Raw genomic sequence first — 26,482 nt, forward strand, 5'->3', positions numbered from 1 at the left:
ATAGTAAATCTATATTACCCTTTGTTCAACTTCTAAATCAACACCAAACGCGTCCTGTACCTTTGCCTTAACACTACTGATAAGTGAAAGTATATCAGAACCTTTTGCATCGGCATAGTTAATGATGAAACCGCTATGCTTTTCAGATACCTTTGCCCCGCCTACTGCGAAGCCTTTAAGACCAAGTTCATCAATCATAGGGCCAACAAATCTTCCGGGTGGACGCTTGAAAACGCTGCCTGCGTTTGGAAATTCGCGTGGTTGTTTTGCCCACCGAGCCTCCTTGGTCTTGTCCATTTTGGCTTTGATCTCATCTACATTGCCCTTTTTCAATTGCAAAAGAGCACGACAAACAATCATTTCTGGGTTTTTCTGAAAAAAGCTGTTCCGGTATTCGAAGTTTATATCGCTAACGCTGATGGTATTGAAAGCATCAGTGTTAGGGTCGTAATAATAAACCTCTACAAGCAGTGCCTTAATATCTTCACCACCTGCACCGGCATTCATCACAACTGCGCCACCTAATGAACTGGGGATATCGTAATAGATTTCTAAACCGGTAAGCTCGTTAGCTAGAGCAAATTCACTAAGCTCTTTCATATCAACTCCGGCCTGGCACATTACCTGATCGTCGCCCACAAGCGAAATATTGTTGTAAGTGCCTGAAAAAACTACGAAATCAGCATCATAGTAATCTTGCGAAAGAATAATGTTGTATCCGCCTCCGAGTACAATTTTCTTATCATTCGGATCAGAGAACAACGTTCTGATATCCTCATCATACTCGGGGAAGTAGGCATTGCGGCATACAGCACTCAAACGGTATGAGTTGTATTCCCGTAAATTAAAATTACTAAATGCTTTCATAGGTAAACAGCGAATTTACTGTACTTATTCAACAGTGATGGTAACGCCTAAGTTGCGCAGCTTTTGTTCCATGTTGTTGTAACCACGTAAGGCCATTTCAACATTATGTATAGTTGAGTTACCTTTAGCTAATAACCCTGCAATTACTACAGCCATGCTACCACGTAAGTCTGTTGATTGCGCATCTGCACTAGTTATGCCTTTACCACCTTCAACGGTTATTGCACCGGGTGTCCATGTAAGGGCGTTGTCGTAAAATTTATTAAGCTCGCCGCAATATTTTAAACGTTCCGGATAACGGTAGTCAAAAATCCGGCTTTTGCCGTTGGCGTGCAGGCCTAACATGGTGTAAAACGGCTGCATGTCAGATATAATACCAGGGTGAGTACCGCAGGCAAGCTCAAATGGTTGAATTTGTCCGTTAGTTAAACACTCCGGAGATACAATAACGTTTTTATCATTCCTGTACAAATCAATACCCATGTGCTTAAGATGAATAAGCGGAATCTCCATGGTATCGAAAGGTACATCTTCTACAGTTATACGACCACCTGATATGATGCCGTAAACAATCCAGGTAATTGCCTCAATACGATCTGGCATAACCTGGAAGATAGAACCACGCAAATATTTTGCGCCTACTACTCTGATGAAGCTGTTACCAACCACATCAATTTTTGCACCCAATGTGCGTAAAAACTGAATAAGGCTATCAACCTCGGGGCTGATGTAAGCATTTTTAATAATGGTTTCGCCATCAACGATAGAGGCCGATATTAAAGCATTCTCTGTACCGCCAATGGTTGATATTGGGAAGTTAATTTCGCCCGGCTGAAAGCCGTTTGGCGCACTTACTTCAATATAGTCGGGCTTTTCGGTAACGGTTGCACCAAGTTGTTGCCATACCATCATGTGCAAATCGTAACCCCTGTCGCCAATTTTACAGCCACCAGGATATGGTATGCGTGCAATACCCGATCTTTTGATTAAACCGGCTACCAGTAAATAAGTAGTACGGATTGGGTAATTATAGTCAGCAAGCTCGATATCTTTATAGTCAGCCGGGTTAACCGTAACTGATTCTAACTTTTCATCTACTGTAACTTTACCGCCACACTTTTCAATGAAATCCATTTTATAGCGCGCATCAACCAGTTCGGTAGGAAAGTTGTTAAGGGTAACTGTTTCATCGGCAATTAAAGCAGCACTAAGCAAACGTGTACTGGCATTTTTAGCCCCACTAACACGCACTTTACCCGATGGTGTTTGGCCGCCCTGTATATGTGCCTTTAAGTTGGATTTCATATTATAGAATGTTTGGTTATTGGTATGGTTAATTGAGATTAAACGTGTTGTAATGATACCATTTTTTGAAAGCGCTCTGAAATACCAAGCAACTCATTATAGTTGCCTGATGCAAGCAGTTGTCCTTTATCTAATAAGTAGATGGTATCAGCATTTTTTATAGTTGATAACCGGTGAGCTATCACAATCATCGTATACTCGCCCTGCAACTCATCAATACTGTCTTGAATAAATCTTTCTGTTTGTGAATCAAGAGCCGAGGTTGCTTCATCGAGAATCAATATATCAACCTGCTTGAACAACTCGCGGGCTATAGATATTCGTTGCTTTTGCCCGCCCGACATTAAGATGCCGTTATCGCCCAGCGTGGTATTTTCCTTATTTTCCAAATTATCAACAAACTCCACCAGCGATACCTTCTTAATCACGCTCCAAAATCTTTCCTCATTTTCGGGCGTACGGGGTGCCCAAAAAGTAACGTTGTTATAAACATCGTCAGAGAATATAACTGGCTCTTGAGAGATATAGCCAATATGGCCTCTGAAACTATCAAGGTTGTAGTCGTAAATGTTTTTTCCGTCAACCAAAAACTCACCATCGGAGGTTTTTAATAACGTGGTTATAACGTTAGCTAAAGTTGATTTGCCTGATCCACTTTCGCCAATGAATGCAACAGTATGATTCTTTGGTATTACCATATTGATGTTGCTTAAGGCGGGCTTGTTATTGTAGCAAAAGGTTAAGTTTTTAAGCTCGATGCTTTTTTCGAATTTCGTAAAGCTTATTTCAGGCTGAACTTCACGCTCTTCATGCATAAGCACCTTTAAATCGGCTATCGTTTGCAGGCCGCCAAGGTTTTGCATAAAGCCTTGCCATGACATTTGCACCAACACCAAACCGTTGAGTGCTCTGTAAAAAAGCAACAAGCTTAAAAGTATTGATCCTAATGAACTCCCCATAAAGTTCACCTGAACTATAATCACCACAGCAACAATCAAAATAATCACAGGCTCGCGGGTGCTGGCTGTTACGGATTGCCACCTGCCTATTTTGCGGTTAAGCCTCACAACCTCATCAATAACATCTTTTAACTTGCCCGAAAAGCCCAGGAAATAGTTGGTTGCTTTTAAGTATTTAAATGATTGTATTGCTTGTATAATAAAGCCACTAAATAAATTACCTCTTTTGGATATTTCGATAGATGTTGCTTTAACGCTTTCAGTAATTTGCTTATACAGAAAATTGGAAAGCGCACCACCTGCAATAATAAAGAATGCAAATTGCCAGTTAGCTATAAAGGCCAATACAATGTAAGCAATTAACACAAGGATGGATTTCAATGTCCCTAAAAACTGGATCATTGCTTGTATGTTTTTGCCAACCTCGGCAGTTACTGCATTTTGAATACGTCCGGCGTCAAGTTTTAAAAAGCCTTGGTAGCTAAGGTTATCCAAGTCAACAATTTGCTTCATACGTAACGCAATCATATAGCGCTGACGCAAATCAACCTGTTCCATTGACAACCAGTAATTTACAAGTCCTTTAATCACAAATACCAGCACCATAAATGCTAGTACAGTAAATAAATTTACAGGTAAACCAACCCAGCCAAAAGCATGAATTACAAAGGACATGCCTCCCATAGTATTTGCTGAGGCTGCGTTACTGCCATCATTTACAAATTGCAGCAGGGGAATAAAAAGAGCTAAACCAAGACCATCAAGCAGGCCAAGAAACACAGAAAGAACTATATTAAACAGCAACTGGTTACCCAACGTGTCATAAAAGTATCTGAAATACCCAAACGGAGAGTGTTTTAAGTTTAAAGCCATACAGCTGTTATATAATTTAACATTTAACTAATATAAATCAGGCTTTAATGCCCGTATCAGTGTCACAATTCCATATTAACAAATGAGGGTTGTTTTCTATGAAACTATCCGCCTCCTCATTTGAAACAATCAGCGTACGCACTTTCCTTCCAATTAAACGCTCCACCTTTTCAACCTGACCGTAAACATACATTTTGTCAAGGTTATTACCTACCAGCATCAGGTCTATTATCTTATTATCAATGCCTCTTGCAAAGTCGCCTATCACATAAGCTGAGTGCAACTCTCCCACACGGCGTAATACCTTTTCAATTATTTCATCAATACCAACAAACTTTATAAGCAGGTTATAAATGTCTTTATAAACCGAATGCTTTTTGTTAGCCTGATAAATCTTTTTATTACCATCTACTGCTGATATTAGCAAACCGGCATCTTCAAAGCGATTAAGCTCAATTCTAATAGCGTTGCTCGACTCACCAAACTCCGTTTCTAAACCGCGCAAATAAGATTTGTTATCGCCGTTAAGAAAAAACTTCATCAGCAACTTCAGTCTTGTTTTGGATGTAATCAGCGCGTCTAGCATTGATGCTTGTACTTTGAGTAACAAAAGTACTCAAAGTATGTTTAGAAACAAATTTTCAATTAATTTATGATTAATGCATGAACTTTCAAATATGCGATCAATTATTTTAAATACTTTTAATTGATGCTGATTATTATTTCACTAACGTGCTTTTTATATTAGATGCTGTTCAAATTTCAATTAAGTTTATCATCTTTCTCTCATATTTAAAAATCCGAAGTATTCTTTCCAAAAATGTTTGACATTTTTGTCAAACAAATGGGTGCAAGAGATACAGGAACTGAACAACTAATAAAGGACACTGCCAAACGCGTCTTCTTTGCCGAAGGTAAACTTCATGCTACCACGCAGGATATTGCTGATGCTGCAGGTGTCACCCGTACTTTACTGCACTACTACTTCAGGTCAAGAGATATTTTAATTGAAAAGGTATTTAGAGAAGCTATGCAGGAACTTACCGCAAGGTTTGATGCTGTAATGGGATCTGATCTTTTATTTAAAGATAAAATTGAACGCTTGATCGAAGTTTACCTGGCCGAGGTTACTGAGTTTCCATACCAGGAAACATTTTTGGTGACTGAAATGATTCTCGATCCTTCTAAATATCATGATGAGGATGAGTCGAAGAAGATAAAAAAATTTTTAAAGGAAATAAAAGATGAGATGGATGCAGGCACTATCAAGAGCATGGATCCTTTGCAGTTTGCTATTAATCTTTTCTCGCTGCTAACTTACCCATTGTTGATGGCTCCGTTGCACAAACAAATGTTCGGACTTACCGATAGCCGATATAACAAGCTGATTAAGGCACGAAAGCAAATTATTATGGATTTGCTCTTCTGATTTTTTTTATTTTTTGAATTTTACAAAATTGTCAAACTTAAAAGTAAATATAAACATAACAAACACTTCACAATACGTTAACACTATGCCACTTTTCAGAAAAACATCGCATCTCCTTTTAAGCATCGGCGCAAGTTTGCTGATCTTATCTTCATGCGGAAACAAACAGCAGCAGGCAGGCGCGGCAGCAGGTGGGCCACCACCTGTGCAAGCTTATCCGGCTTTTAAAATAGAGCAGCAGGATGCTACCTTAAGCAACGAATATCCAGCAACACTACAAGGCCAGCAAAACATTGAAATCCGCCCAAAAATTGACGGTTACATCGAAAAAATCTACATTGATGAAGGTGCTGTTGTTAAAAAGGGACAGTTATTATTCCGCATAAGCGCTCCGCAGTATCAACAAAGTGTAAACAATGCTCAGGCGGCTATCAGCAGTGCCGAAGCCGATGTTAGCGCCGCTCAATTGCAGGTTAACAAGGTAAAACCACTGGTTGAAAAAGATATTATCAGCCATTACGATCTGGAATCGGCACAATATACGCTGCAGGCACGCAGAGCTGCTTTGGCGCAGGCAAAAGCTAACTTAGCAACCGCTCGCACAAACCTAGGTTATACTGCCATAATCAGTCCGGTCAATGGTGTTGCAGGTAATATTCCTCACAAGCTGGGTAGTTTGGTTAGCAGCACTACTACGGAGCCTTTAACAACAATATCAAACATTGGCAAAGTATATGCTTACTTTTCAATGAACGAAAAACAGTTGCTCGATTTCTCCCGCACTTTTGAAGGTAGTACTTTGGCTGCTAAGCTTAACAAACTTCCGGCTGTGTCACTTATATTATCTGATGGCAGCAACTATCCAGAAAAAGGTAAAGTAGAAACGGTAAGCGGCTTAATAAATACCGAGACCGGTTCAGCAAGTTTCAGGGCAACGTTCCCTAACCCGGTTGGACTTATCCGTAGTGGCGGTAGCGCTAAGGTTAGCATTCCGCAAAATTTAAAAAGCACCATCTTGGTTCCGCAAAAATCAACTTATGAGCTACAGGGTAAACGTTTTGTTTACGTAGTTGATGCCGCCGGCAAAGTTAAAAGCACCGAAATTAATGTAATGAGCACTACTGCCGGTCAAAACTTTGTAGTAACCTCAGGCTTAAAAGTTGGCGACACTGTAATACTCGAAGGAACATCTACCTTGCAGGATGGTACGCAGGTAAAAGCCGAAGTACAACCTGCCGACAAGGTATACCAGGACGTAAAATAATATTAGCTGACAAGAAGCACATGCTTCGCAATCTATCAACCAGCACATAAATTCATTATGTTAAAAACATTCATTGAACGGCCGGTACTCTCTACCGTTATATCGGTCATTTTAGTCATACTCGGTATTCTGGGCCTTACATCGCTGCCCATATCACAATACCCTGAAATTGCCCCGCCAACTGTACAGGTATCAGCATCGTACCAGGGCGCCAACGCCGATGTGGTTATGAACAGCGTTATTGTTCCGCTTGAGGAGCAAATTAACGGTGTTGAGAACATGACATACATGACCTCAACCGCCAGTAATGATGGCTCGGGTAAAATAACTGTGTATTTTAAATTAGGCACTGACCCGGATTTGGCTGCGGTAAACGTACAAAACAGGGTATCAAAAGCTACGCCTTTACTACCGGCCGAGGTTACCAAAGCCGGTGTTACCACCAGCAAGCAGCAAAGCAGCATGGTGATGGTTTTTGCCTTAACCAGCGAAAATAAATCATTTAACAGCACTTTTTTACAAAACTACGCCAACATTAACCTACTACCGCAAATTAAGCGTATTAACGGTGTGGGCGAGGCAACAGCCTTCGGTACGCAGGAATATTCAATGCGTATTTGGCTTAAACCTGATGTAATGGCTACCTACGGTTTGGTGCCTGATGATATCAACGCAGCCTTAGCCGAGCAAAACGTGGAAGCTGCACCGGGTAAGGTGGGCGAAAACAGCCATCAGTCATTCCAATACGTATTGAAATACAAAGGCCGGTTAAAAAAGCCTGTAGAGTACGAAAACATTGTAATCCGTTCGGCAAAAAACGAGCAGATATTACGCTTAAAAGATGTTGCCCGTATTGAGTTGGGTTCATTAGATTATTCTACCACCTCAAGCACCAACGCCTTACCATCAATTGCCATTGCGGTTTACCAATCAGCAGGATCAAATGCGCATGAGATGATCAAGGAGGTGGAGAAGACTATCGAGGCTGCTCAAAAAACATTTCCTCCGGGTATCAAGGCCATGCCAATTTTCAGCGCAAATGAGTTCTTGGACGTATCTATCGAGAAGGTGATTCACACGCTGATTGAAGCTTTCGTTTTGGTATTTATTGTGGTGTTCATCTTCTTGCAGGATTTCCGTTCAACGCTTATTCCGGCCATTGCAGTGCCGGTGGCTATCGTTGGTACATTCTTCTTTTTGCAACTATTTGGCTTTACCATAAACCTGCTTACGCTTTTTGCCTTGGTACTCGCTATTGGTATTGTGGTGGATGATGCCATTGTAGTTGTTGAAGCCGTGCATGCTAAGCTGGGCAACGGCGCTAAAAGTGCAAAAGGTGCCACGCTTGAAGCAATGAGCGAAATTAGCGGTGCTGTAATATCAATTACATTAGTAATGGCGGCTGTATTTATACCGGTGACATTTATTACCGGATCTACAGGTGTATTTTACAAGCAGTTTGGTTTAACGCTCGCTATCTCTATTATTATTTCGGCGGTGAACGCTTTAACGTTGAGTCCGGCGCTTTGTGCATTGCTGTTAAAACCACATGATGATCATGAGCATCAACCTAAGGGTTTTATGCAACGCTTTTACAGCGCATTCAATGCCGGGTTTGATAGTATGACCAACAAATATAAAAGTTCGGTTCAGTTCCTGTCAGCCAAAAAATGGTTGGCTATGCTGGGTATAGCCTTATTTGCCGGGCTGTTTTGGTATTTGTTGAAGACAACGCCAAGCGGTTTTGTACCTAACGAAGATCAAAGCTTTATTATGGCCGATGTAAGTTTACCCCCTGCATCATCATTAGAGCGTACCGAGCAAATAGCCGATCAGGTTGCCGCTATTGCACGCAGCCTGCCCGAAGTTGAATCGGTTACCCGCATTGGTGGTACCGGTTTACTGAGTGGCGCCGGTGGCTCTTACGGTATTTTATTTATGAAACTAAAACACTGGAGCCAGCGCGAAGGCAAAGAGCATGACGTAAATGCCGTAACCGGAAAGCTTTTTGGAATGACAGCAGGCATTAAAGGTGCCAACGTAATTTTCTTCGCTCCTCCTACCCTGCAGGGTTTTGGTAACAGCAGTGGCTTTGAGTTTCAAGTGCAGGATAAAACCGGTGGCGATATTAGCAAATTTGTAGAGGTAAACGGCAAATTTTTAGGAGCGCTAAACCAGCGTCCTGAAATTCAATATGCTACTACGTTCTTCAATACTAACTTTCCGCAATACCAAGTTGATGTTAACGTAGCCAAATGTAAGGAAGCTAACGTTGGAGTAAACTCAGTGTTGAGTACTTTACAAGGTTATTTTGGTGGATTGTATGCCTCAAACTTTAATGAATTTGGTAAACAATACCGTGTTATGATACAGGCCGATGCTATTTACCGCGGCAACATTGGTAGCTTAAACAGCATTTATGTACGTACCAATAATAATGTAATGGCACCGGTGTCCGAGTTTGTTACGCTAAAACGCGTTTATGGTCCGGAGTCAATTAACCGCTTTAACTTGTTTACTTCAATATCGGTAACTGGTGCGCCTAAGCCGGGTTATAGTACGGGTGACGCCATCAAAGCCATTCAGGAAGTTGCAGCACAAACACTGCCTGCCGGTTATGGCTATGAATTTTCGGGCTTGAGCCGTGAGGAAATTTCAAGCGGTAGCCAAACAGTATTCATATTTATGCTGTGTTTAGTATTTGTATACTTCCTGTTAAGTGCACAGTACGAAAGCTACATTATACCTTTTGCAGTACTGTTATCACTGCCTGTTGGTTTGGCCGGAGCGTTTTTGTTCGCTAAAATATTTAACGTAGAAAACAACATCTACCTGCAAATCACGCTCATTATGCTTATCGGTTTATTAGCCAAAAATGCCATTTTGATTGTAGAATTTGCCGCCATGCGCCGTAAAGGTGGCATGAGCATAGTACAAGCTGCAATTGACGGTGCTGTTGCCCGTTTGCGCCCTATATTAATGACATCCTTTGCATTTATTTTAGGCTTGGTGCCTTTGATGCTGGCCAGCGGTGCCGGTGCCGAAGGTAACCGTTCAATTGGTACGGGTGCTGTTGGGGGTATGTTAATCGGTACAATTTTCGGGGTGTTTGTTATTCCGGTACTGTTTATCATATTCCAAAATTTGCAGGAGCGCATTGGTAAAAAGCCTGAACAGGCTGATGACCAAAACCAAACTTTGGCTCAAGCTCATTAACCTTATTCATTTACCATTTTGAAACATCATTAAAATGATTAACAAATATAAAACGCGCACCTTTTTGGCACTGGCAGCAGTGCTGAGCGTTTCGGCGTGTGTTACAAAAAAGTATCAGGCACCCGGCCTGGATGTTAAAGGGAGCGTTTACCGCGATACCAGTATAACGGATACGGCATCGATAGCTAACCTGCCTTATAAGCAACTATTCAATGATACTGTTCTTCAAAACCTTATAAACGAAGGTTTACAGGAAAACTATGATTTAAAAACAGCGGTGCAGCGTATAAACGAAGCCAGTGCCACTTTACGCCAAAGTAAGGCTGCTTTTTTGCCAAGCCTTAATGGTGTGGCACAGGTAACGCGTAACAAGCAATCATTAGCAGCATTAAACTTTCCGCCAGAATTTGTTGGTGCCTTTCCGTTGGTAACTACTATTTCGCAACTGGGATTGAGCACCAGCTGGGAAGCTGATATTTGGGGCAAGCTAAGCAGTGCCAAACGCTCGGCGTTAGCAGGCTTACTGCAAAGTGACGCTGCTAAGCGCGCCGTTCAAACTCAGCTGATTGCCAACATTGCCAACAGTTATTACAACCTGCTGGCCTTAGATCAGCAATTGCGCATTACCGAGCAAACACTTAAAAACCGTGTAGCCGACGTTGAAACCATGAAAGCACTTAAAGAAAGTGCAGTTGTTACAGGCGCAGCCGTTGTACAGAGTGAAGCTAACCGTTATGCAGCAGAGGTAACCATCCCCGATTTAAAACGCAGTATACGTGAAGCCGAAAATGCATTAAGCATATTGCTTGCACGCAGTCCCGGTGCAATTAAACGCAGCTCTTTAGATGAGCAAAAGCCTTATCATGATTTGCAGGTTGGAGTGGCGTCGCAATTACTTAAAAACCGCCCCGATGTGCAACAGGCCGAATTAGGTTTCAGAATGGCGTTTGAAAACACCAACCTAGCGCGTACCTATTTTTATCCGCAGTTAACTATTACAGGACAAGGTGGCGTTTCTACATTAAGAATCAGGAACCTTTTTGATAACTCTATTTTTTACAGTGTTATTGGCGGTTTAACTCAGCCTATATTTAGCCGTGGCGAAAACAAAGCGCGGTTGCGTACAGCGCAGGCGCGTCAGCAATCGGCGTATTATGCTTTCCAGCAATCGTTACTTACTGCCGGCGGCGAAGTATCAAACGCATTATTTGCTTACCAGGCAGCAGTTGAAAAACAAGGCAGTCGCGCTAATCAGCTTAAAGCATTAGAAAAAGCGGTTGACTATACTAAAGAGCTGCTTCGGTATAGTTCATCTACAAATTATACGGATGTATTAACCTCTGAGCAAAGCCTTTTAGCCGCAAAGCTGAGCAGCGTGAACGACAGATTACAGGAGCTGCAGGCTATTGTAAACTTGTATCAGGCACTTGGTGGCGGCTGGAAACAATAAGTTACCAGCGATTGAATAAATTCAGCAAAGCCTTCCGGTAACTCCGGAAGGCTTTTGTTTTTTAAAACTTTGTAATTAACTTTGCTTTACAAAGTACTTTTTTAATATGGACTTACAATCTAAACTTGATAACCTGTATGCTAAGGCGAAGGCAAATATTTGGTTGCAATACTTTTCGGTTTTTAACAGGGTTACATTGGCTGCCGGCTTTATACTTGCCGGGTGGCCCAAAATAACAGGTGAACGCTTTACAAACCTGCATAACAACCAGCCTATGGGCCACTATCTTGAAGCGCTGTTCCATACCGGATACTATTACACGTTTATAGGCATCTTACAAATACTGGCCGGAATTTTACTGCTTATACCCCGTACAGTTGTATTAGGCGCGCTTTTGTATTTGCCTATAATACTCAACATCTTCATACTGTCACTATCAGTAAGATTTGAGGGCTCACTGCTTTCTGCCCCCCTTATGATACTGGCAAACTTGTACCTGTTATGCTGGAACTATGATAAGCTGAAATTTATTCTTCCGTTTAAAACTTTAACGCCACTGGTAGCTCAACTAGCTGTTGATAAACGCTTTCCGTTTAAGTTTTTTGCCGGCTGCTTTGCACTTATAGTGGCTGTGTTATTTACTATAACACACTCTTTTTCTATAATGCCCCGTAACACGTTAAAAGATTGCAAAAGCCAATGCTACAGACGGGAATCACCGAAGGGCTGCATGGTATTTTGTGAATGTATACATGAAAAAGGCCAATCACTTAATAAAGCGTTGGCCAATTATAGAAAAGCTGTACAAGCAGAGAAACGCTAACTCAATATGTTAACATTAATTATTTGACTTTACAGGCCTGAATGGATTTACCCATGATATGAAGGGTGATATTTTACGAGTTTGTATCCAAACACGGCCTTTACCTTTAAAACGGCACACCAAACCTTCGCCTGAGAAGAATAATGATTTATAGCCACCTATTCTGGCTATTTCATACGCAAGTCCATCTGTAAAAGCTACAATATGACCGGTATCAATCACGTAACCTTCTTCAACATCAATAGGTATAATGCCGCCGTATGAGTTGAACCATAAATCGCCTGTACCCGAACATTTGATGAGGAAAAAGCTTTCGCCCGAAAAGAAACCCTTTGTAAAACCCTGCCACTTGCTTTCAACCGTAATATTATAGGCTGAGGCTAAAAAAGCGGTATTTTGAAGGTATATAGTCTCGTTTTGCAGATAAATATGCTCAACATCACCCGGACAGGCAGGTGCTATCTGAATTTCCGCATCTCCGTTATTTGCAGTAAATTCATTGATGAATATAGATTCTCCGCTTAAAAAGCGGGCAAAGCCACCCTTTAGCTTGGTCTTCATTTCCAGGTTGGTGTCCATGGCAGCCATTGCTGCAGCTTCAACCTTTAATTTTTGCCCTGATGAAACGGTAACTGAAAGAAAGCCATAATCGGGCTTGCATTCCATCCTGAAATCAAATCCTTTTTTTTCTGTTAATTCCATATTATCTTGGCTTTAATCTTGGACCTAAACTATATCCAAATGATGATGTATTGTGTGATTGTATCCAAACGGTACCCTTTCCTCTGAATTTGCAAACAAAGCCTTCGCCACCCAAAAATGAGCTCACCCAGCTTTTACCTGCCTTCGTAAGTGAAAAGTTTAAACTTTCATCAAATGCAACAATATGGCCGGTGTCAACTATGTACTCGCCATCTATATCTATAGGGTAAATAGCTCCGAAAGAATTTATAATTACGGTTCCTTTTCCACGTACGTCAAGCCAAAAAAGGCCTTCTTTTGATATGAGCGACTTGAACCCCTGCCAGTTCATATCAATTTCAATACCCGGAGTGCTGGCCACATAAGAGCCGCCCTGTACAATTAAACCTTCGCCGTTGAGTTCTTTAACAAGCATATCGCCGGCATGTACAGCGCCAAGCCACACAGTTCCGCCCTGTTTACCCGCAGTGTAATGATTAAGGAAAAAGTTTTCGCCGCCGAGCATGCGTTTTATACCCTTCATAATACTACCCGAGCCTTTTTTGTGGGTTGTGGTAGTCATGGTGATATCTGGGCTCATTGCTATCATCGCTCCTCCCTCCGCAGTAAATTCCTGCCCCGGATTGAGCTTTACTTCGGCCGCTGATGAACCCGGTTGCAATTGAAGATTTACATTGAGCGTATTGCCGTTTGGTGTGAAATACTGTTCCATAGGTTATCTTAAGTGCCTGTTAATCCACGATGCCAGGCCGGCAAGGTTTCGGGTTTGCATATAAATTTTTCCGTTTCCTTCAACGCGGGTTACAAAACCCTCGCCGCCAAAAATGCTGCTGAATATACCACCGGCAAGCTGTGGCTTTAGTTTCATGTTTGGGCCGTAGCCAACCAAGTGTCCTGAATCTACAATATATTCGCCGTTTATCTCGCGCTCAATTATACCGCCGTAGGCTCCAAAAATCACTTTTCCGGTACCTGATACTACCAGTTTAAATAAACCCTCGCCACCAATAAATGAGCCCAAACCTGCCCATCTTAATCCTAGCCTAACCCCGGGCTCAGATGCTATATAGGCACCTTGCTGCAGGCAATAACTTTCGCCGTTAAGCTCCTTGATCTCAATATCGCCGGGTGTGGGCTGAGTTAAATGTATGGTAAGTGGCTGGTTAGTTGGATTGCTGAAGTAGTTTATAAACATACTTTCCTTACCAAAAAACTTACGGGCAAGTCCACCAAAAAAACCACCGTTTAATGCGGCTTTCATATCTAAACCAGCGGCCATGCTTGACATAGCGTCTGACTCGGCCACGATGGTTTCACCCGGGTCAAGCTCCACTATAACGTGGGCAAAAACAGGTTTTCCTTCAATTTTAATGTTCATGTTGAGGTTTATGATTTGCTTAGTGTTTGTTGAGTAACTTCCTTTTAAAATCGGCAAACGTGTCAGGAAGCGGGTTAAAACTTCCCTTTGTTTCCTTTTGCTTTTGTTTAAGATGAGCTATACGATCATCAGTATTTGGGTGAGTTGATAAAAATGAAAGATCAACGTTTTTGTTTACCAACGTGTCCATTTTTGACTGATTGTCTTTTTTAAGTGTTTCAAAAAAGCTGATTAAGCCCTTAGGGTTAATACGGGCTTTCACCAGGTAATCCCAACCTGTTTCATCAGCCTCGTTTTCAAATGTGCGGCTGTTAGATAACGACGCCAAGTCGCCGCCAAATGAGGCAAAGGTACCTGCAAGTGCGCTAACATCGCCAAGGGTTGCGGCAAGTATGGTATAAATACCCACATTGTTAATTACCCCCCTTATATGATGACGGCGGGTAACATGTGCCAGCTCGTGTCCGAGGACACCCATTACTTCTTCCCATGATTTAGCATTATCAATTAAGCCACTTTGTATAATTACTTTACCCCCAGGCAGTGCAAATGCATTGATGGATGGATCCTTAACAAAGTATAATGATACCGGATAGCCTTCTTTTTCAACCTGCTTAAATAACGGTGCGCCTACACGCATAAACTCCTTTTTAAGCGAGTCGTTCTGAATAAACTTGTATTGCAGAGATAGCGCGTTAAAAAGTTTGTCGCCGGCAGCTCTTTCCCATGATGCAGGCACTCTTGATGCCAAACCTTCTACCATTTTATCTTTAAGCAGATACAAAGCGCCAATTAAGCCAAACAGCAATACAACAACCAGCAAACTGCCTTTAACCAAGCTACCAAGTGTTTTTCGGGCTTTATTTATTTGTTGACTAAACTGGCTGTCACTCTGCAAAACCGGATCTTTTAGTATGGCCTTATCAGAGGTATAAATTGAAATTTGACTTTGACTTTCGTTTTTAAGAAATATAAAACGGTTGCCAGCACCCCCTGCACTTATGTTTAATGCAGACAAGGGTATTTTGTAAGTAAATACATCAGAGGAGAAGACAGCCGCCAGGGTGTCTATATGCAGTAAGCCTGAACATCTTCCGCCAGAGACATCAGGATGTATAATTATAGCCTGGTAATTGCGCAATGGATATTATGATATGATTTAATGGTTGTAAGATAAAAGTACTTCGCGAAATATTCAACCAGCAATAAAATTTATAATTAAACCATAAACTATAAGTGGAATTACTGTGGCACCACAATCGCATTTTCCAAGCCTGCAGGCTTCAACATAGCCAGCGCGGGCAAAAGCTTATTTAAATCCTTCCTGCTGGCCGCTCCCTTTAAGCTAACTTTTCCCTTAGTTACACTTGCCCAAACCTGTGGGTATCGGCTTAAAACACTGTCAACACTTTGCTTCATGGGTAAATCATCAGTGAGTGTTACCGGACCTATTGCAATAGATTCATTAACGCCTTTTATAACATGGATTGATTTTACGGTTTGCAACACTATTTGCTTTGATTTATATGACGGGCAAACACCTGTTAACGTAACAACTTTATCTTTAACAGCGTAGTTCACACCCATAAAAGCCACCTCGGTTTGTGCCTTAACAGCTATGTCGGCCTTTATATTACTATCAGTAGTGCAGGCTATTAAACTCAAGGCTGCTGCTACCGTTATTGCGAAAAATGCTTTCATTTGTTATTACTTATAACTATTCAACCATGATTTTGAAAAAAAGTTACGTGCTTATTCAATTAAGAGATGCGTGCTCTTTCTTTAAACTAACTCTCCTTATAATTTAAAGTGTTAAACTTCACGAAGCAATACATATCTAACTATGCATTAATATTATATTTTTGTTAAGCATTCCGGTACCGTTATGATCAAAAGAAATTTTCAGCATACATTTTCACTACTGAACGTTGATTATGTGAAACTTGGACCGAAATGGAATTACAAGAATGTAATAAGTCCTTACAATCGCATTTATTATATTAATGAGGGCGAGGGTGAGCTATCTGACTCATACGGCACTCATAAACTTGAAGCCGGTTACCTTTACATTGTACCTAGCTTTACCCTTTGTGATATGCTTTGTAAGCAAAATATGGGGCAATACTTTGTGCAGTTTTTTGAAGATTCTGCCGACGGCAATTCACTATTTGCCGATCATCGTAAAATAATGAAGGCCGAAGCCTCTGCCCTTGATCAGAATATATTTGACAGACTGCTGGAAATAAATCCGGGAAGGGGAATTAACCGGTCAGACAATCCAAGAATTTACGAGAAGGATGTTTTTTACAAAGAATATCAGCAGTTAAACAATCAACAAAACCTGAGCGTGTTTATGGAAACCCAGGGTATATTACTGCAACTTACATCAAGGTTTTTAACGCCCCAATTTTTTAAGCCGGCGTTAAAAAAAGTTATACCCAACAAAATAGCCGAAACCTTAAATTACATTCAGGTAAACCTTCACACTGATCTTTCTGTTGCGCAACTGGCTTTGCGCTTAAACCAAAACGCCGATTATTTTTCACGGCAGTTTAAACTTTATACAGGCACCAGGCCGGTACACTACATCAACGAAAAACGTGTGGAACGGGCGCAATACCTTATGGCTACAAGCCGAATGACCTACTCAGAAATTAGTAAGCAAATAGGGTTTGAAGATCTATCGTACTTTTCAAAAACGTTTAAACGCTTTACTGGCCTGTCACCAAAAGATTATAAAAAACAGATGTTTAGCGTAGGTTTATAGCATCATTGATGACAGGCCTTAATTAAAGATTACGTTCTACTTAAGCGTTTAAGTCAAATATGCGGTTCATGAGTATCCATTTTTCGCCATCTTTAGCCCAGGGCAAAGGCTGCTGAAATTTCCACATCAATTCTTCCCACTCCTGTACTTTTGGATTTTCGGCATCCATAGCAGCTTTCCTTTCAGCTGAAAAATCTTCATCAACTTCCATAATCATAAACAAACGGTTACCGGTGCGATAAATTTCCATTGATGTTATTGAAGCATCTTTTATACTTTTTTTTATTTCGGGCCATCCATGTTCACTTGAGTGCCAGTGTTCATATTCTTTTATTAGCGCCTCATCATCTTTTAAATCAAGTGCGTAGCAAAATCTTTTCATATTTAGTTATTATTCAAATAGCGTTCAAAATATTGTTCGTCAACCAACCTGGCATTTACCAGGTTAGCCCAAAAATCAACGGGAATAGTTGCATTTAACAACGTACTGTTTTCATGCACATTGCCGGGGCTGGCAGCGCTTAAAGCAATTGAGCTTACACCCGGTGCACGAAATGCAAAGGTCATAGCCGCCTGAGCCGGAGTTACATTATGCCTGGTGCAAATACTAAAAAAGGAATCGCGCCACTGGTATAATGCGCTATTGTGTTTTGGGTTAATTGAGCTGTAGTTGTAATAATTAGCACCAACAACAAAGCCTCCGTTGAAAACAGCCGCATTAATTATGCTTATATTATTGTCTCTCAAGTGTTCCATAAATTCAACCACCTCTCTTGGATGACTATGTATGGTAAGGCTGTTTGCAAGCATTACCCAGTCCAACTGCACATCGCGACATATACGGGCAATGGTGCGCCAGTCTTTTGCACCTATGCCAACTGATGCCACTTCACCTTTAACCTTAAGCTCGAGCAGTGCTTTGTAAGCTTCAATTATATCACGGTACCGTTTCTTCCTTTCGTTTATATCACCAGCGGCCTGTAAGTACTCATCAGGGTCGTGAACTGACACCATTTTTGCCTTGTACTTTCCCAGCAGCATATTACCCTGCAGGTAGCAGGCTAAAATGCCATGATAGCTGATTTTTTGTTCGGCATCATGTTTCAAATCCTTCCAAACACCGGGCTCAAATGTTGGCGCTGCGGAGGTTAAGGGTTTACGAAACCATCCTAATTTATTACTGATGACAACATCACTTGGATTAATTTGCAAATGCTCCAGACTTTGCCCAAGCGACTCAAGCGCCAAACCTGCACCATACTTACCGGCCGAATCAAAGTAAACAGGCGTATTTTGATGCTGCATGCAAGCGCTAACAACCTCAAGTTTCTGATTTATTGATGTAGCCTTGTATAAATTCCCCAGTACGCTTGTGCCGTAAATTAATGGTGGAAGTGCGCAGGTGCTCATGACTAATATATAGCGTTTACATTTTGCTCATTGGTTCGCACTACAACCCTGTGCCCTCTGAATGCAAATAGCGCTATGATAACAAAGCATACCATAGGCACATAGTAACCCATTCTTATATCATGGCTTGCATCGCTCAGGTAACCGAATGCACGCGGCACTATTGCCCCTCCCACTATGGACATGATGATCAGACTGCTTCCCAGCTCGCGCTCAGGTCCTAAATCTTTAATTCCAAGTGCAAATATGGTAGGGAACATTATTGACATAAAGAAGGATATGGCAATTACTGTGTATATGGCATATGAACCCGATAGATAGATTGCCCCAAAACACAGTACAGTATTTATAATGGCATATATACCCAGCAAACGGTTTGAACTAATGTACTTCATTAAAAACGTACCAATAAAGCGTCCAGCTAAAAACACCAACCCGCATATGCTTGCCAGGTGACCAGCTTCACGATCAGTTAAATTGGCTACACTTACTGCATAAAGCACAAAAAGGCTGATGATACATGTTTGGGCGCCAACGTAAAAGAACTGTGCAGCAATGCCCCATGATAAATGACGATGGCGCAATATGCTTAAAAAACCACGTTTGGAAGTTGATTTACTTTCAGCAGCCTGAACGTTTGGAAGTTTAACAAATAAAAACACCACTGCTATAATTACCAGTATAATAGTTAAAGCCATATACGGTCCTTTTACAGATGCGGCCTCGGCAGCCAGGGCAGCCTTGCGTGCGGCTGCAGGCATCAATTTTAGCTGTTCGTCGGGTGTTGAATGTATTAATATAAGCTCGGTACCAATTGCTGGAGCAAGCATGGTGGCAAAGCCGTTGAATGATTGTGCAAGATTTAACCGCTGGGCGGCAGTTTCGGGCGAGCCAAGCAAAGTCATAAACGGATTAGCTACGGTTTCTAACGTTGCCAACCCGCAGGCTATTATGAAAAGCGCTATCAGGAAAAAAGAATACTGCTGGGTATCGGCCGCCGGAATGAACAGGTAACAACCTATAGCGAAGAAAACAAGTCCTGTTACAATTGCCGATTTATAGCCAAAGCGCTTCATGATGAGTCCAGCAGGAATTGCCATTACAAAATAGGCTGCGTAAACGGCTGTATCAACCAATGTTGCCTGTACGTTACTCAGCGTAAATGAACGCTTTAAATGCGGAATAAGAATAGGATCTAAATTGTGAGCAAAGCCCCACAAAAAAAATAGGGTAGTTAATAAAATAATGGGTAGCGTATTCTTCTTATTCATAATTTGGGTGCTGGTTAATTGGTTTATTGATTTGAAAAAAAGCAAGAGGTTTACATTTCAACCATTGCTTTAATTACGCCGCTTGCGGGGTTCAGCCAGTTAGGAAAATCGTCTTTAAGCTTAGCAAATGTGGTTTTGTGAGTGATATAATTTGCAGGGTTAACCAGCTTATTTTTCATGGCATTCATCACTACCTCAAAATCCTGTCGGGTAGCATTTCTGCTGCTCATCAGCGTTGCCTCGCGCTTATGAAACTCAGGATGACTTACGTTTATATCTCCTTTTTGCAAGCCCACTAACACATACCTGCCACCATGCGCCAGATAGTTAAAGCCATTATTTATAGCAGCCCTGCTACCAGTAGCATCTATCACAACAGTAGGGTACTCTCCGCCGGTAATTTCCCTGAGCATTTTGTCGGCATCATCATCTTTAGCATTTATTGCGTAAGGAATATTAAGGCGTTGTTTGCAAAAGCTTAAACGGTCGGCATTTATATCCATGGCAATAACCCTGGCACCGGCTATGCGCGCAAATTCCATTATACCCAAACCAATAGGACCTGCACCAACCACCAGCACAAATTCATTTTTAACAATAGCAGCTCGCCTTACCGCATGCGCACCTATAGCTAAGGGCTCAACCAAAGCTAACTCATCAAATGTGAGGTCGCTGCCGTGTATAAGTGAGTAGCTTGGCACCTGCAGGTACTCAATCATACCACCATCCTGATGAACACCGCAAACCTTTATATTTACACAGCAATTGGGTTTGTTATTACGGCAGGCTACGCAGGTTCCGCAATTAAAATAGGGAATAAAGGTTACCCTTTCGCCGCCAACAAAATCAGGGTTACCGTCAACATCAATTAAGGTGCCTGATAGTTCGTGACCTAAAATTCGAGGATAGTCAAAATAAGGCTGTGTGCCTTCATAAGCATGCAAATCTGTACCACAAATACCTATACTTTTGATTTTTATAGTAGCATATCCCCTCGCCTTTTTTGGCAAAGGCAATACTTTGTACTCAAAGTGTCCGGGCTGCTCGCAGCTAAGTGCTTTATTCATGGGTTAATACAGTGTTATCTACGTTGGCTTGAAAAAAGGCCTGGTTACAGGCAAATTGGTTTTTACAAAAGTATTAGGCTGGTATAGTACAGGTTTGAGAATATCAGACCATTTTTAGCTCAAATCCGATTGTTGGCAAGATGAGTTTAATAGTAACCACTGGAATAACACGTCAACACTCGCATGGCGCATCTCTGCAACTTGTACAAAGCCGACCTACTTTTGCCCATTGGCGACAAAACTGGCAATTATTTAAACGTTGTTTGATAATTGTTAATTTACAAGCAATAGATTTGAAAAATATAAGCTCGTTAAGCAAAACAAAGCTTATAAACCAGTTAAATTTATTGTTGCAAAAAATGCGTCTATCTTTTATTAAACACTACCTGCTACTAACTGCAACCTTTATGACGCTTAATAAAGCAAGCGCACAAACCGTAATTTTTAAAATTGACGCCCGGGCTACCGCACAAACCATTCATAATATTGGAGCATCGGGCTGCTGGTATTCAGAACCAATTGGCATGCACTGGCCTAACGCCAAAAAAGAGGAAATTGCAAAGCTGTTGTTTAGCAAAGCAATAAACAAAAATGGAAGCCCCGAAGGAATAGGCCTATCAGCGTGGCGTTTTAACATTGGTGGTGGCAGTGCTGAGCAGGGAGAAAAAAGCGGCATCAAAGATCCGCTGAGACGGGTTGAGAGTTTTTTAAACAGTGACGGAACTTATAATTGGAACAAGCAGGCAGGCTACCAATGGTTTTTGCAAAAGGCTAAAAAGTACGGCGTTGAAGATTTAATTGCTTTCTCGAACACCCCACCTGTGTGGTTCACAAAAAACGGGTTAGGCTACAAAACAGATAAAGATTTCATTTCAAACCTTAAAGCGGACAAATACACCGCCTTTGCTTCATTTTTAGCCGATGTGCTGGTTCATTTTAAAAATGAGGGTATTAACTTTAAATATATAAGTCCGATAAATGAGCCGCAGTGGGATTGGTCAAATAAATTTGGCGAAGGCAGCCAGGAAGGTAGTCCGTGGACAAACAAAGAGATTCACAATGAAATAGTTGCGCTTGACTCTGTACTTAAAGTTAAAAAACTACCTGTTTCAATTATGACTACCGAAGCGGCTATGCTTACCTATTTATATCAAACAGGTAAAGGCTCGTATAGGCAAATTCAGGAATTATTTGGTGCCGGCAGTCCGCAAAATGTTAAAGGCTTAACTAATGTTCCTAATTTTGTAGCCGGGCATAGCTACTTTACTGAGAAAAGCGACAGCATGATGGTTGCCGTAAGAAAACAACTGGCCGACACTACCGCCAAATATGGAATTGAATACTGGCAATCTGAATATTCGATGCTTGATAATGGCTTTCGTGAATCGGCATCCGGTAAACGTAGCTCTATGGATTGCGCTTTGTTTTTAGCCAAAGTAATTAACCGCGATTTAACCATTGCGAACGCCGCCGCCTGGCATTTTTGGAATGCTTACGAACCAGGCCCGACCAACATGGATACGCGGTATTACCTGATAGCATTACACCCCGATAAAGGCTTTAAAAACGGAAACTTTACTCCCGTAAAAAACCTATGGGCATTGGGCAACTACAGCCGGTTTGTAAGGCCCGGCATGCAAAGATTAAAAGTGAGTCGTAATGATGATATGGATGACATCAAGGCCGGTCAGGATGTTATGATTTCAGCTTTCAAAGATGACAAAGGTCAGTTGGTTACGGTATTGATCAATTATACGCAACAGCCAAGAAAGATAAAACTGGATATCCAACACTTTAATAAACACAGGCAGCTTAGCTCCTACGTTACATCGGCCGAGCCGGGTGACAATTTGAAGGCCGGCAAACTGCCCGCAAATGCAAACGCAATTGGACTCAAACCACGATCGATTACTACTTTAGTTTACAAAAATTAGCCTATTGCTTAAAATGTGTGGCTTAATCGTTTAAGTAAAAAGCTCGGGGCGTGCATTGTTTATTGCAGTATATTGTAAGAAATTAGCATGCATTAGCCGGTCAGGGCTTGCTGCTTTAATAAACCTTTGCTTTCAATAAGCTTTACAACTTGTAATAATTTTAAACTCTAATTTAATTTAAATGCGCTCATGTCTACGCCGGTATCATCTGTGTTAAAACCCGAAAGGCTCCGTTCTCTTGATGCCATCAGAGGTTTTGATATGTTTTGGATTATCAGTGGCGAAGAAATATTCCACGGATTGGCAGAGGTTGTTCAGCATAAATATCATTTATACCGAAATCCGGTTAACTGGCAAATAAGCACCAACGCCAATTTATCATTCCTTGAACGCCTTATACTGGGCTTAAGCAATCAGTTACATCATAGCGTATGGAACGGCTTTACTTTTTATGATCTGATTTTTCCGCTTTTTATATTTATAGCAGGCATATCAATGCCATTTGCGTATAAAAATAAAACTCAATTTATTGCCGATGGCCAGGTAAAGCATCAGGTTTACAGCCATTTAATAAAGCGAACCTTGTTACTCGTACTACTTGGCATATTGGTAAATGGTGCTCTGCAGTTTAAAGGTTATGAGCACACCCGCTTCGCAAGTGTATTAGGTCGCATCGGCATATCCTGTTTTTTTGCAGCACTTATTTATTTAAATTTCAGCTTAAAAGAGCAAATAACGTGGTTGATTGGTTTGTTAGCCGGTTATTGGGCAATGCTATTATTTATACCCGTACCGGGTCACGGCGCTTATGTACTTACCCCCGAGGGCAGTTTAACAAGTTATATTGATCAGCTATTTTTACCAGGCAAGCTACACCGTACCGTTTACGACCCAGAAGGTATTTTAGGCACTATCCCCGCAATAGCAACGGCATTACTTGGTGTATTTACCGGCACGCTGCTTTCCATGCAAGCACATAACTTAACGCCTGTACGTAAGCTTGTATACCTCACTGTTTCGGGTTTAATTTTGCTGGGGTTAGGTTCATTATGGAATATATGGCTACCCATTAATAAAACCTTGTGGACAAGTTCATTTGTGCTATACGCAGGCGGATGGAGCTTGCTGCTGTTTTCACTTTTTTATGGTGTAATTGATGTTGCCCGCTTTGCCGCCTGGAGTAAACCATTTACCTGGATTGGCATGAACTCCATACTCATATACCTTATTGCACATGGCATGCTTAACCTGGTATCATCTTCGGAGTTTTTTTTGGGGGGAGCACTTAAGTTCATAGATCCGGATTGGCACCGGCCCGTGTTGTGGACGGGTGTCTTACTCATACAACTATGGCTCTTGTGTGAACTAACAAACAGGAAAATATTTTTAAAATTATAGCAAATACAACAAATACATTATACAACCAACAAGCACTTTACATACATGAATTTCAGTTTAAAAAAAGTATTTTTTGCGTTCACCGGCCTGCTTATATCCTGCACGGCGTTGGCACAAACGGTAGAAAGCGAAAGCTATGCACTCATTAAAAGGCTGCTGCCTGCACATGCCAAAAGTTTTGTTGTAAAAAAAATTAATACAACTAATAAAGACGCTTTCGAAGTAGAAAGCGCCGGAAATAAAATTGTGCTTGGAGGAAACAATGGTGTAGCTGTTGCTTCGGCTTTATACTATTATTTAACTGAGTATGCACACTGCCAGGTAACATGGAATGCCAGTAATCTTAACCTGCCAGCCGTTCTTCCAAAGGTTCCGCAAAAGGTAAAAAAATCATCACCTTACCAGTTACGCTATTACCTTAACTATTGCACATTTAACTACAGCATGAGCTGGTGGGACTGGGCGCGTTGGGAAAAAGAGATTGACTGGATGGCCCTGCATGGCATAAATATGCCGCTGGCTATTACGGGCGAAGAATATACTTGGTATTTGGTGTATAAAGAAATGGGCTTTACTGATGAAGACTTGAAAGGTTTCTTTACCGGGCCAGCCTATTTTTCATGGTTTTGGATGGGTAATATGGATGCGTGGGGCGGCCCGCTGCCACTCAACTGGATGCGTACACATTTTGACCTGCAAAAAAAGATTTTACAGCGGCAACGTGCGTTGGGCATGAAACCGGTTTTGCCTGCCTTTACGGGTCACGTACCTCCGGCATTCAAAAACCGCTTTCCGGATGCAAAGCTTAAAACCACCAATTGGCAAAACGGCTTTGCCGACACTTATATTCTTGACTCGGAGGATCCTTTGTTTGCCCGTATAGGTAAACTTTTCTTAGAAAAACAAACCAAGTTGCTGGGAACAGATCACTACTACTCGGCCGATACGTTTAACGAGAATGAGCCACCGTATGACGACCCTGAAAAGCTCGGCAAATTAAGTGCCCGTGTTTATGATGGTATGCGCCAGGCCGACCCTAAGGCAGTTTGGGTAATGCAGGGCTGGCTGTTTTATAGCGACAGAAAGTTTTGGCGGGCGCCGCAAACTGAGGCTTTGCTTAAAGCTGTACCAGACGATAAGATGATTATTTTAGATTTGGCAACAGAAATTGAACCGGTTTGGAAAAGGACAAAAGCGTTTTACGGCAAACCCTGGATATGGTCAATGCTTAACAATTTTGGTGGAAACACCAACTTATTTGGACGGTTAGATAGTGCCGCCATTAAACCTTCTATGGCTTTAAAAGACCCTAATAGTGGTAAACTTACAGGCATAGGCCTTACCATGGAAGGTATAGAGCAAAATCCGGTAATTTATGAGCTATTCACAGATAACACCTGGACCAATGAGGCTATCAACCTTGACAAGTGGCTGCCTCGCTACATCAGAAATCGTTACGGTGCAACTGATCCGTTAACTTTAAAAGCATGGAATATTTTGCGTAACACCGTTTATTCGGTACCAAAAGACAAGTATATACGTGACGGTGCAGAATCAATTATACAGGCGCGCCCAACTTTAGATAGTGCCACACGCTGGGCAAAAACCAAACTAAATTACAACGCTAAAGATTTACTGCCTGCCTGGGATGCATTGATTAAATCTTCAACAAAATACAGCAAGAGTGACGGTTTTAAATATGATTTGGTTGACGTAACCAGACAAGTACTGGCAAACTATGCTTTAACAGTTCAAAGAGATATGGTTACGGCATATAAAAATAAAAATGCAGCCGAATTCAATCGCCAATCGGCTCAGTTTTTAAAGCTGATTGATGACATAGACCGTTTATTAGGCACCCGTAAAGAGTTTATGCTGGGCGAGTGGATTAACACCGCACGTGCCTGCGGTGTTACGTCGCAAGAAAAGGCATTGTACGAACAAAATGCCAAAGACCTCATCACCCTTTGGGGAGACAAGGACTGCCCTTTAAATGAATATGCCTGCAGGCAATGGAATGGCCTGCTAACCGATTTTTACAAGCCTCGGTGGAAACAGTTTATTGATGAGCTTAGATTAGATTTACGCGGACAAAAAAGCTTAGATTACAAAGCCTTTACCAGCAAAATTAAAGATTGGGAATGGGCATGGGTAAACGCAAGGAAAGATTACCCGGCAACGCCTAAAGAAAATACCATTACTGTTGCAACCCAACTTCACAGTAAATACTGGTCGGCAATGAATAAGGCTAATTAATACAAAAGCTCAATTGAATAATACCATTAAAACAAGTAAGCATTTATGCGAAATTACTGCTACATGCTTACTTGAAAGCTCGTTACACATCAATATAAATTGCAATTAACGCT

General features: G+C 41.5%; 22 protein-coding genes. 9 read left to right on the forward strand and 13 right to left on the reverse strand.

What is annotated here, in order from left to right:
• Positions 1-9: 9 nt before the first annotated feature.
• The 4 genes from murB to QZ407_RS11810 are packed head-to-tail and all read right to left on the reverse strand — an operon-like array spanning position 10 to position 4,545.
• Complete coding sequence (gene murB / locus QZ407_RS11795; protein WP_295771234.1) at positions 10-867, reverse strand: UDP-N-acetylmuramate dehydrogenase; 858 nt, start codon at positions 865-867, stop codon at positions 10-12.
• 24 nt (positions 868-891) lie between these two features.
• Complete coding sequence (locus tag QZ407_RS11800; protein ID WP_295771237.1) at positions 892-2,172, reverse strand: UDP-N-acetylglucosamine 1-carboxyvinyltransferase; 1,281 nt, start codon at positions 2,170-2,172, stop codon at positions 892-894.
• Positions 2,173-2,210: 38 nt separating this feature from the next.
• Positions 2,211-4,004 (reverse strand): ABC transporter ATP-binding protein, encoded by a 1,794-nt coding sequence (locus tag QZ407_RS11805; RefSeq protein WP_295771240.1) that lies wholly within the window; start codon positions 4,002-4,004, stop codon positions 2,211-2,213.
• A 37-nt stretch (positions 4,005-4,041) separates the two neighbouring features.
• Entirely contained in the window at positions 4,042-4,545 is a 504-nt protein-coding gene (locus tag QZ407_RS11810; RefSeq protein WP_295771242.1) for an ArsR family transcriptional regulator, read from the reverse strand.
• Between the two features lie 303 nt (positions 4,546-4,848).
• Between QZ407_RS11810 and QZ407_RS11815 the strand changes: the two genes are divergently transcribed.
• The 5 genes from QZ407_RS11815 (at position 4,849) to QZ407_RS11835 (ending at position 12,186) form a co-directional block, all read left to right on the forward strand.
• Positions 4,849-5,433 carry a TetR/AcrR family transcriptional regulator gene (locus QZ407_RS11815; RefSeq protein WP_295771244.1) on the forward strand — a complete coding sequence of 195 codons (585 nt, stop codon included), beginning with the start codon at positions 4,849-4,851 and terminating at the stop codon, positions 5,431-5,433.
• Positions 5,434-5,518: 85 nt separating this feature from the next.
• A complete protein-coding gene (locus tag QZ407_RS11820) occupies positions 5,519-6,697 on the forward strand; it encodes an efflux RND transporter periplasmic adaptor subunit (RefSeq protein WP_295771246.1) in 1,179 nt (392 codons plus the stop codon).
• Between the two features lie 57 nt (positions 6,698-6,754).
• A complete protein-coding gene (locus QZ407_RS11825) occupies positions 6,755-9,913 on the forward strand; it encodes an efflux RND transporter permease subunit (protein WP_295771248.1) in 3,159 nt (1,052 codons plus the stop codon).
• 34 nt (positions 9,914-9,947) lie between these two features.
• Positions 9,948-11,363 carry a TolC family protein gene (locus tag QZ407_RS11830; protein ID WP_295771250.1) on the forward strand — a complete coding sequence of 472 codons (1,416 nt, stop codon included), beginning with the start codon at positions 9,948-9,950 and terminating at the stop codon, positions 11,361-11,363.
• Positions 11,364-11,469: 106 nt separating this feature from the next.
• A complete protein-coding gene (locus QZ407_RS11835; protein ID WP_295771253.1) occupies positions 11,470-12,186 on the forward strand; it encodes a hypothetical protein in 717 nt (238 codons plus the stop codon).
• Positions 12,187-12,201: 15 nt separating this feature from the next.
• On the opposite strand, the gene QZ407_RS11840 is transcribed toward QZ407_RS11835, so the two are convergent.
• The 5 genes from QZ407_RS11840 to QZ407_RS11860 form a co-directional block, all read right to left on the reverse strand.
• The gene (locus QZ407_RS11840; RefSeq protein WP_295771255.1) at positions 12,202-12,888 is read right to left on the reverse strand and encodes a TIGR00266 family protein; all 687 of its coding nucleotides are present in this window, start codon (positions 12,886-12,888) and stop codon (positions 12,202-12,204) included.
• Position 12,889: 1 nt separating this feature from the next.
• Positions 12,890-13,600 carry a TIGR00266 family protein gene (locus QZ407_RS11845; RefSeq protein ID WP_295771257.1) on the reverse strand — a complete coding sequence of 237 codons (711 nt, stop codon included), beginning with the start codon at positions 13,598-13,600 and terminating at the stop codon, positions 12,890-12,892.
• A gap of 3 nt (positions 13,601-13,603) precedes the next feature.
• Positions 13,604-14,266, reverse strand: a complete 663-nt coding sequence (locus QZ407_RS11850) for a TIGR00266 family protein (protein ID WP_295771259.1) — start codon at positions 14,264-14,266, stop codon at positions 13,604-13,606.
• A 19-nt stretch (positions 14,267-14,285) separates the two neighbouring features.
• A complete protein-coding gene (locus QZ407_RS11855) occupies positions 14,286-15,407 on the reverse strand; it encodes a M48 family metallopeptidase (RefSeq protein ID WP_295771261.1) in 1,122 nt (373 codons plus the stop codon).
• Between the two features lie 101 nt (positions 15,408-15,508).
• Positions 15,509-15,967 carry a BON domain-containing protein gene (locus QZ407_RS11860; protein ID WP_295771263.1) on the reverse strand — a complete coding sequence of 153 codons (459 nt, stop codon included), beginning with the start codon at positions 15,965-15,967 and terminating at the stop codon, positions 15,509-15,511.
• 184 nt (positions 15,968-16,151) lie between these two features.
• On the opposite strand from QZ407_RS11860, the gene QZ407_RS11865 reads away from it, so the two are divergent.
• Entirely contained in the window at positions 16,152-17,033 is an 882-nt protein-coding gene (locus QZ407_RS11865; RefSeq protein ID WP_295771265.1) for an AraC family transcriptional regulator, read from the forward strand.
• A gap of 40 nt (positions 17,034-17,073) precedes the next feature.
• On the opposite strand, the gene QZ407_RS11870 is transcribed toward QZ407_RS11865, so the two are convergent.
• Genes QZ407_RS11870 through QZ407_RS11885 form a run of 4 tightly spaced genes read right to left on the reverse strand, consistent with a single transcriptional unit; the run spans position 17,074 to position 20,781 of the window.
• The gene (locus QZ407_RS11870; protein WP_295771267.1) at positions 17,074-17,415 is read right to left on the reverse strand and encodes an L-rhamnose mutarotase; all 342 of its coding nucleotides are present in this window, start codon (positions 17,413-17,415) and stop codon (positions 17,074-17,076) included.
• A 2-nt stretch (positions 17,416-17,417) separates the two neighbouring features.
• On the reverse strand, positions 17,418-18,443 hold the full coding sequence (locus QZ407_RS11875) for an aldo/keto reductase (protein ID WP_295771269.1): 1,026 nt from the start codon (positions 18,441-18,443) through the stop codon (positions 17,418-17,420).
• Positions 18,444-18,445: 2 nt separating this feature from the next.
• Positions 18,446-19,714, reverse strand: coding sequence for an L-fucose:H+ symporter permease (gene fucP / locus QZ407_RS11880; protein WP_295771270.1), 1,269 nt, complete (start codon positions 19,712-19,714; stop codon positions 18,446-18,448).
• 50 nt (positions 19,715-19,764) lie between these two features.
• Positions 19,765-20,781, reverse strand: a complete 1,017-nt coding sequence (locus tag QZ407_RS11885; protein WP_295771274.1) for a zinc-binding alcohol dehydrogenase family protein — start codon at positions 20,779-20,781, stop codon at positions 19,765-19,767.
• A gap of 407 nt (positions 20,782-21,188) precedes the next feature.
• Between QZ407_RS11885 and QZ407_RS11890 the strand changes: the two genes are divergently transcribed.
• The 3 genes from QZ407_RS11890 to QZ407_RS11900 all read left to right on the forward strand — a co-directional run bounded on the left by QZ407_RS11890 (position 21,189) and on the right by QZ407_RS11900 (position 26,369).
• Positions 21,189-22,715 carry a glycoside hydrolase gene (locus QZ407_RS11890; protein WP_295771276.1) on the forward strand — a complete coding sequence of 509 codons (1,527 nt, stop codon included), beginning with the start codon at positions 21,189-21,191 and terminating at the stop codon, positions 22,713-22,715.
• 189 nt (positions 22,716-22,904) lie between these two features.
• Complete coding sequence (locus QZ407_RS11895) at positions 22,905-24,113, forward strand: DUF5009 domain-containing protein (RefSeq protein WP_295771278.1); 1,209 nt, start codon at positions 22,905-22,907, stop codon at positions 24,111-24,113.
• 45 nt (positions 24,114-24,158) lie between these two features.
• A complete protein-coding gene (locus QZ407_RS11900) occupies positions 24,159-26,369 on the forward strand; it encodes an alpha-N-acetylglucosaminidase (RefSeq protein ID WP_295771281.1) in 2,211 nt (736 codons plus the stop codon).
• Positions 26,370-26,482: the final 113 nt, after the last annotated feature.

It is taken from the genome of uncultured Mucilaginibacter sp. (assembly GCF_913773635.1).
Lineage (GTDB): Bacteria > Bacteroidota > Bacteroidia > Sphingobacteriales > Sphingobacteriaceae > Mucilaginibacter.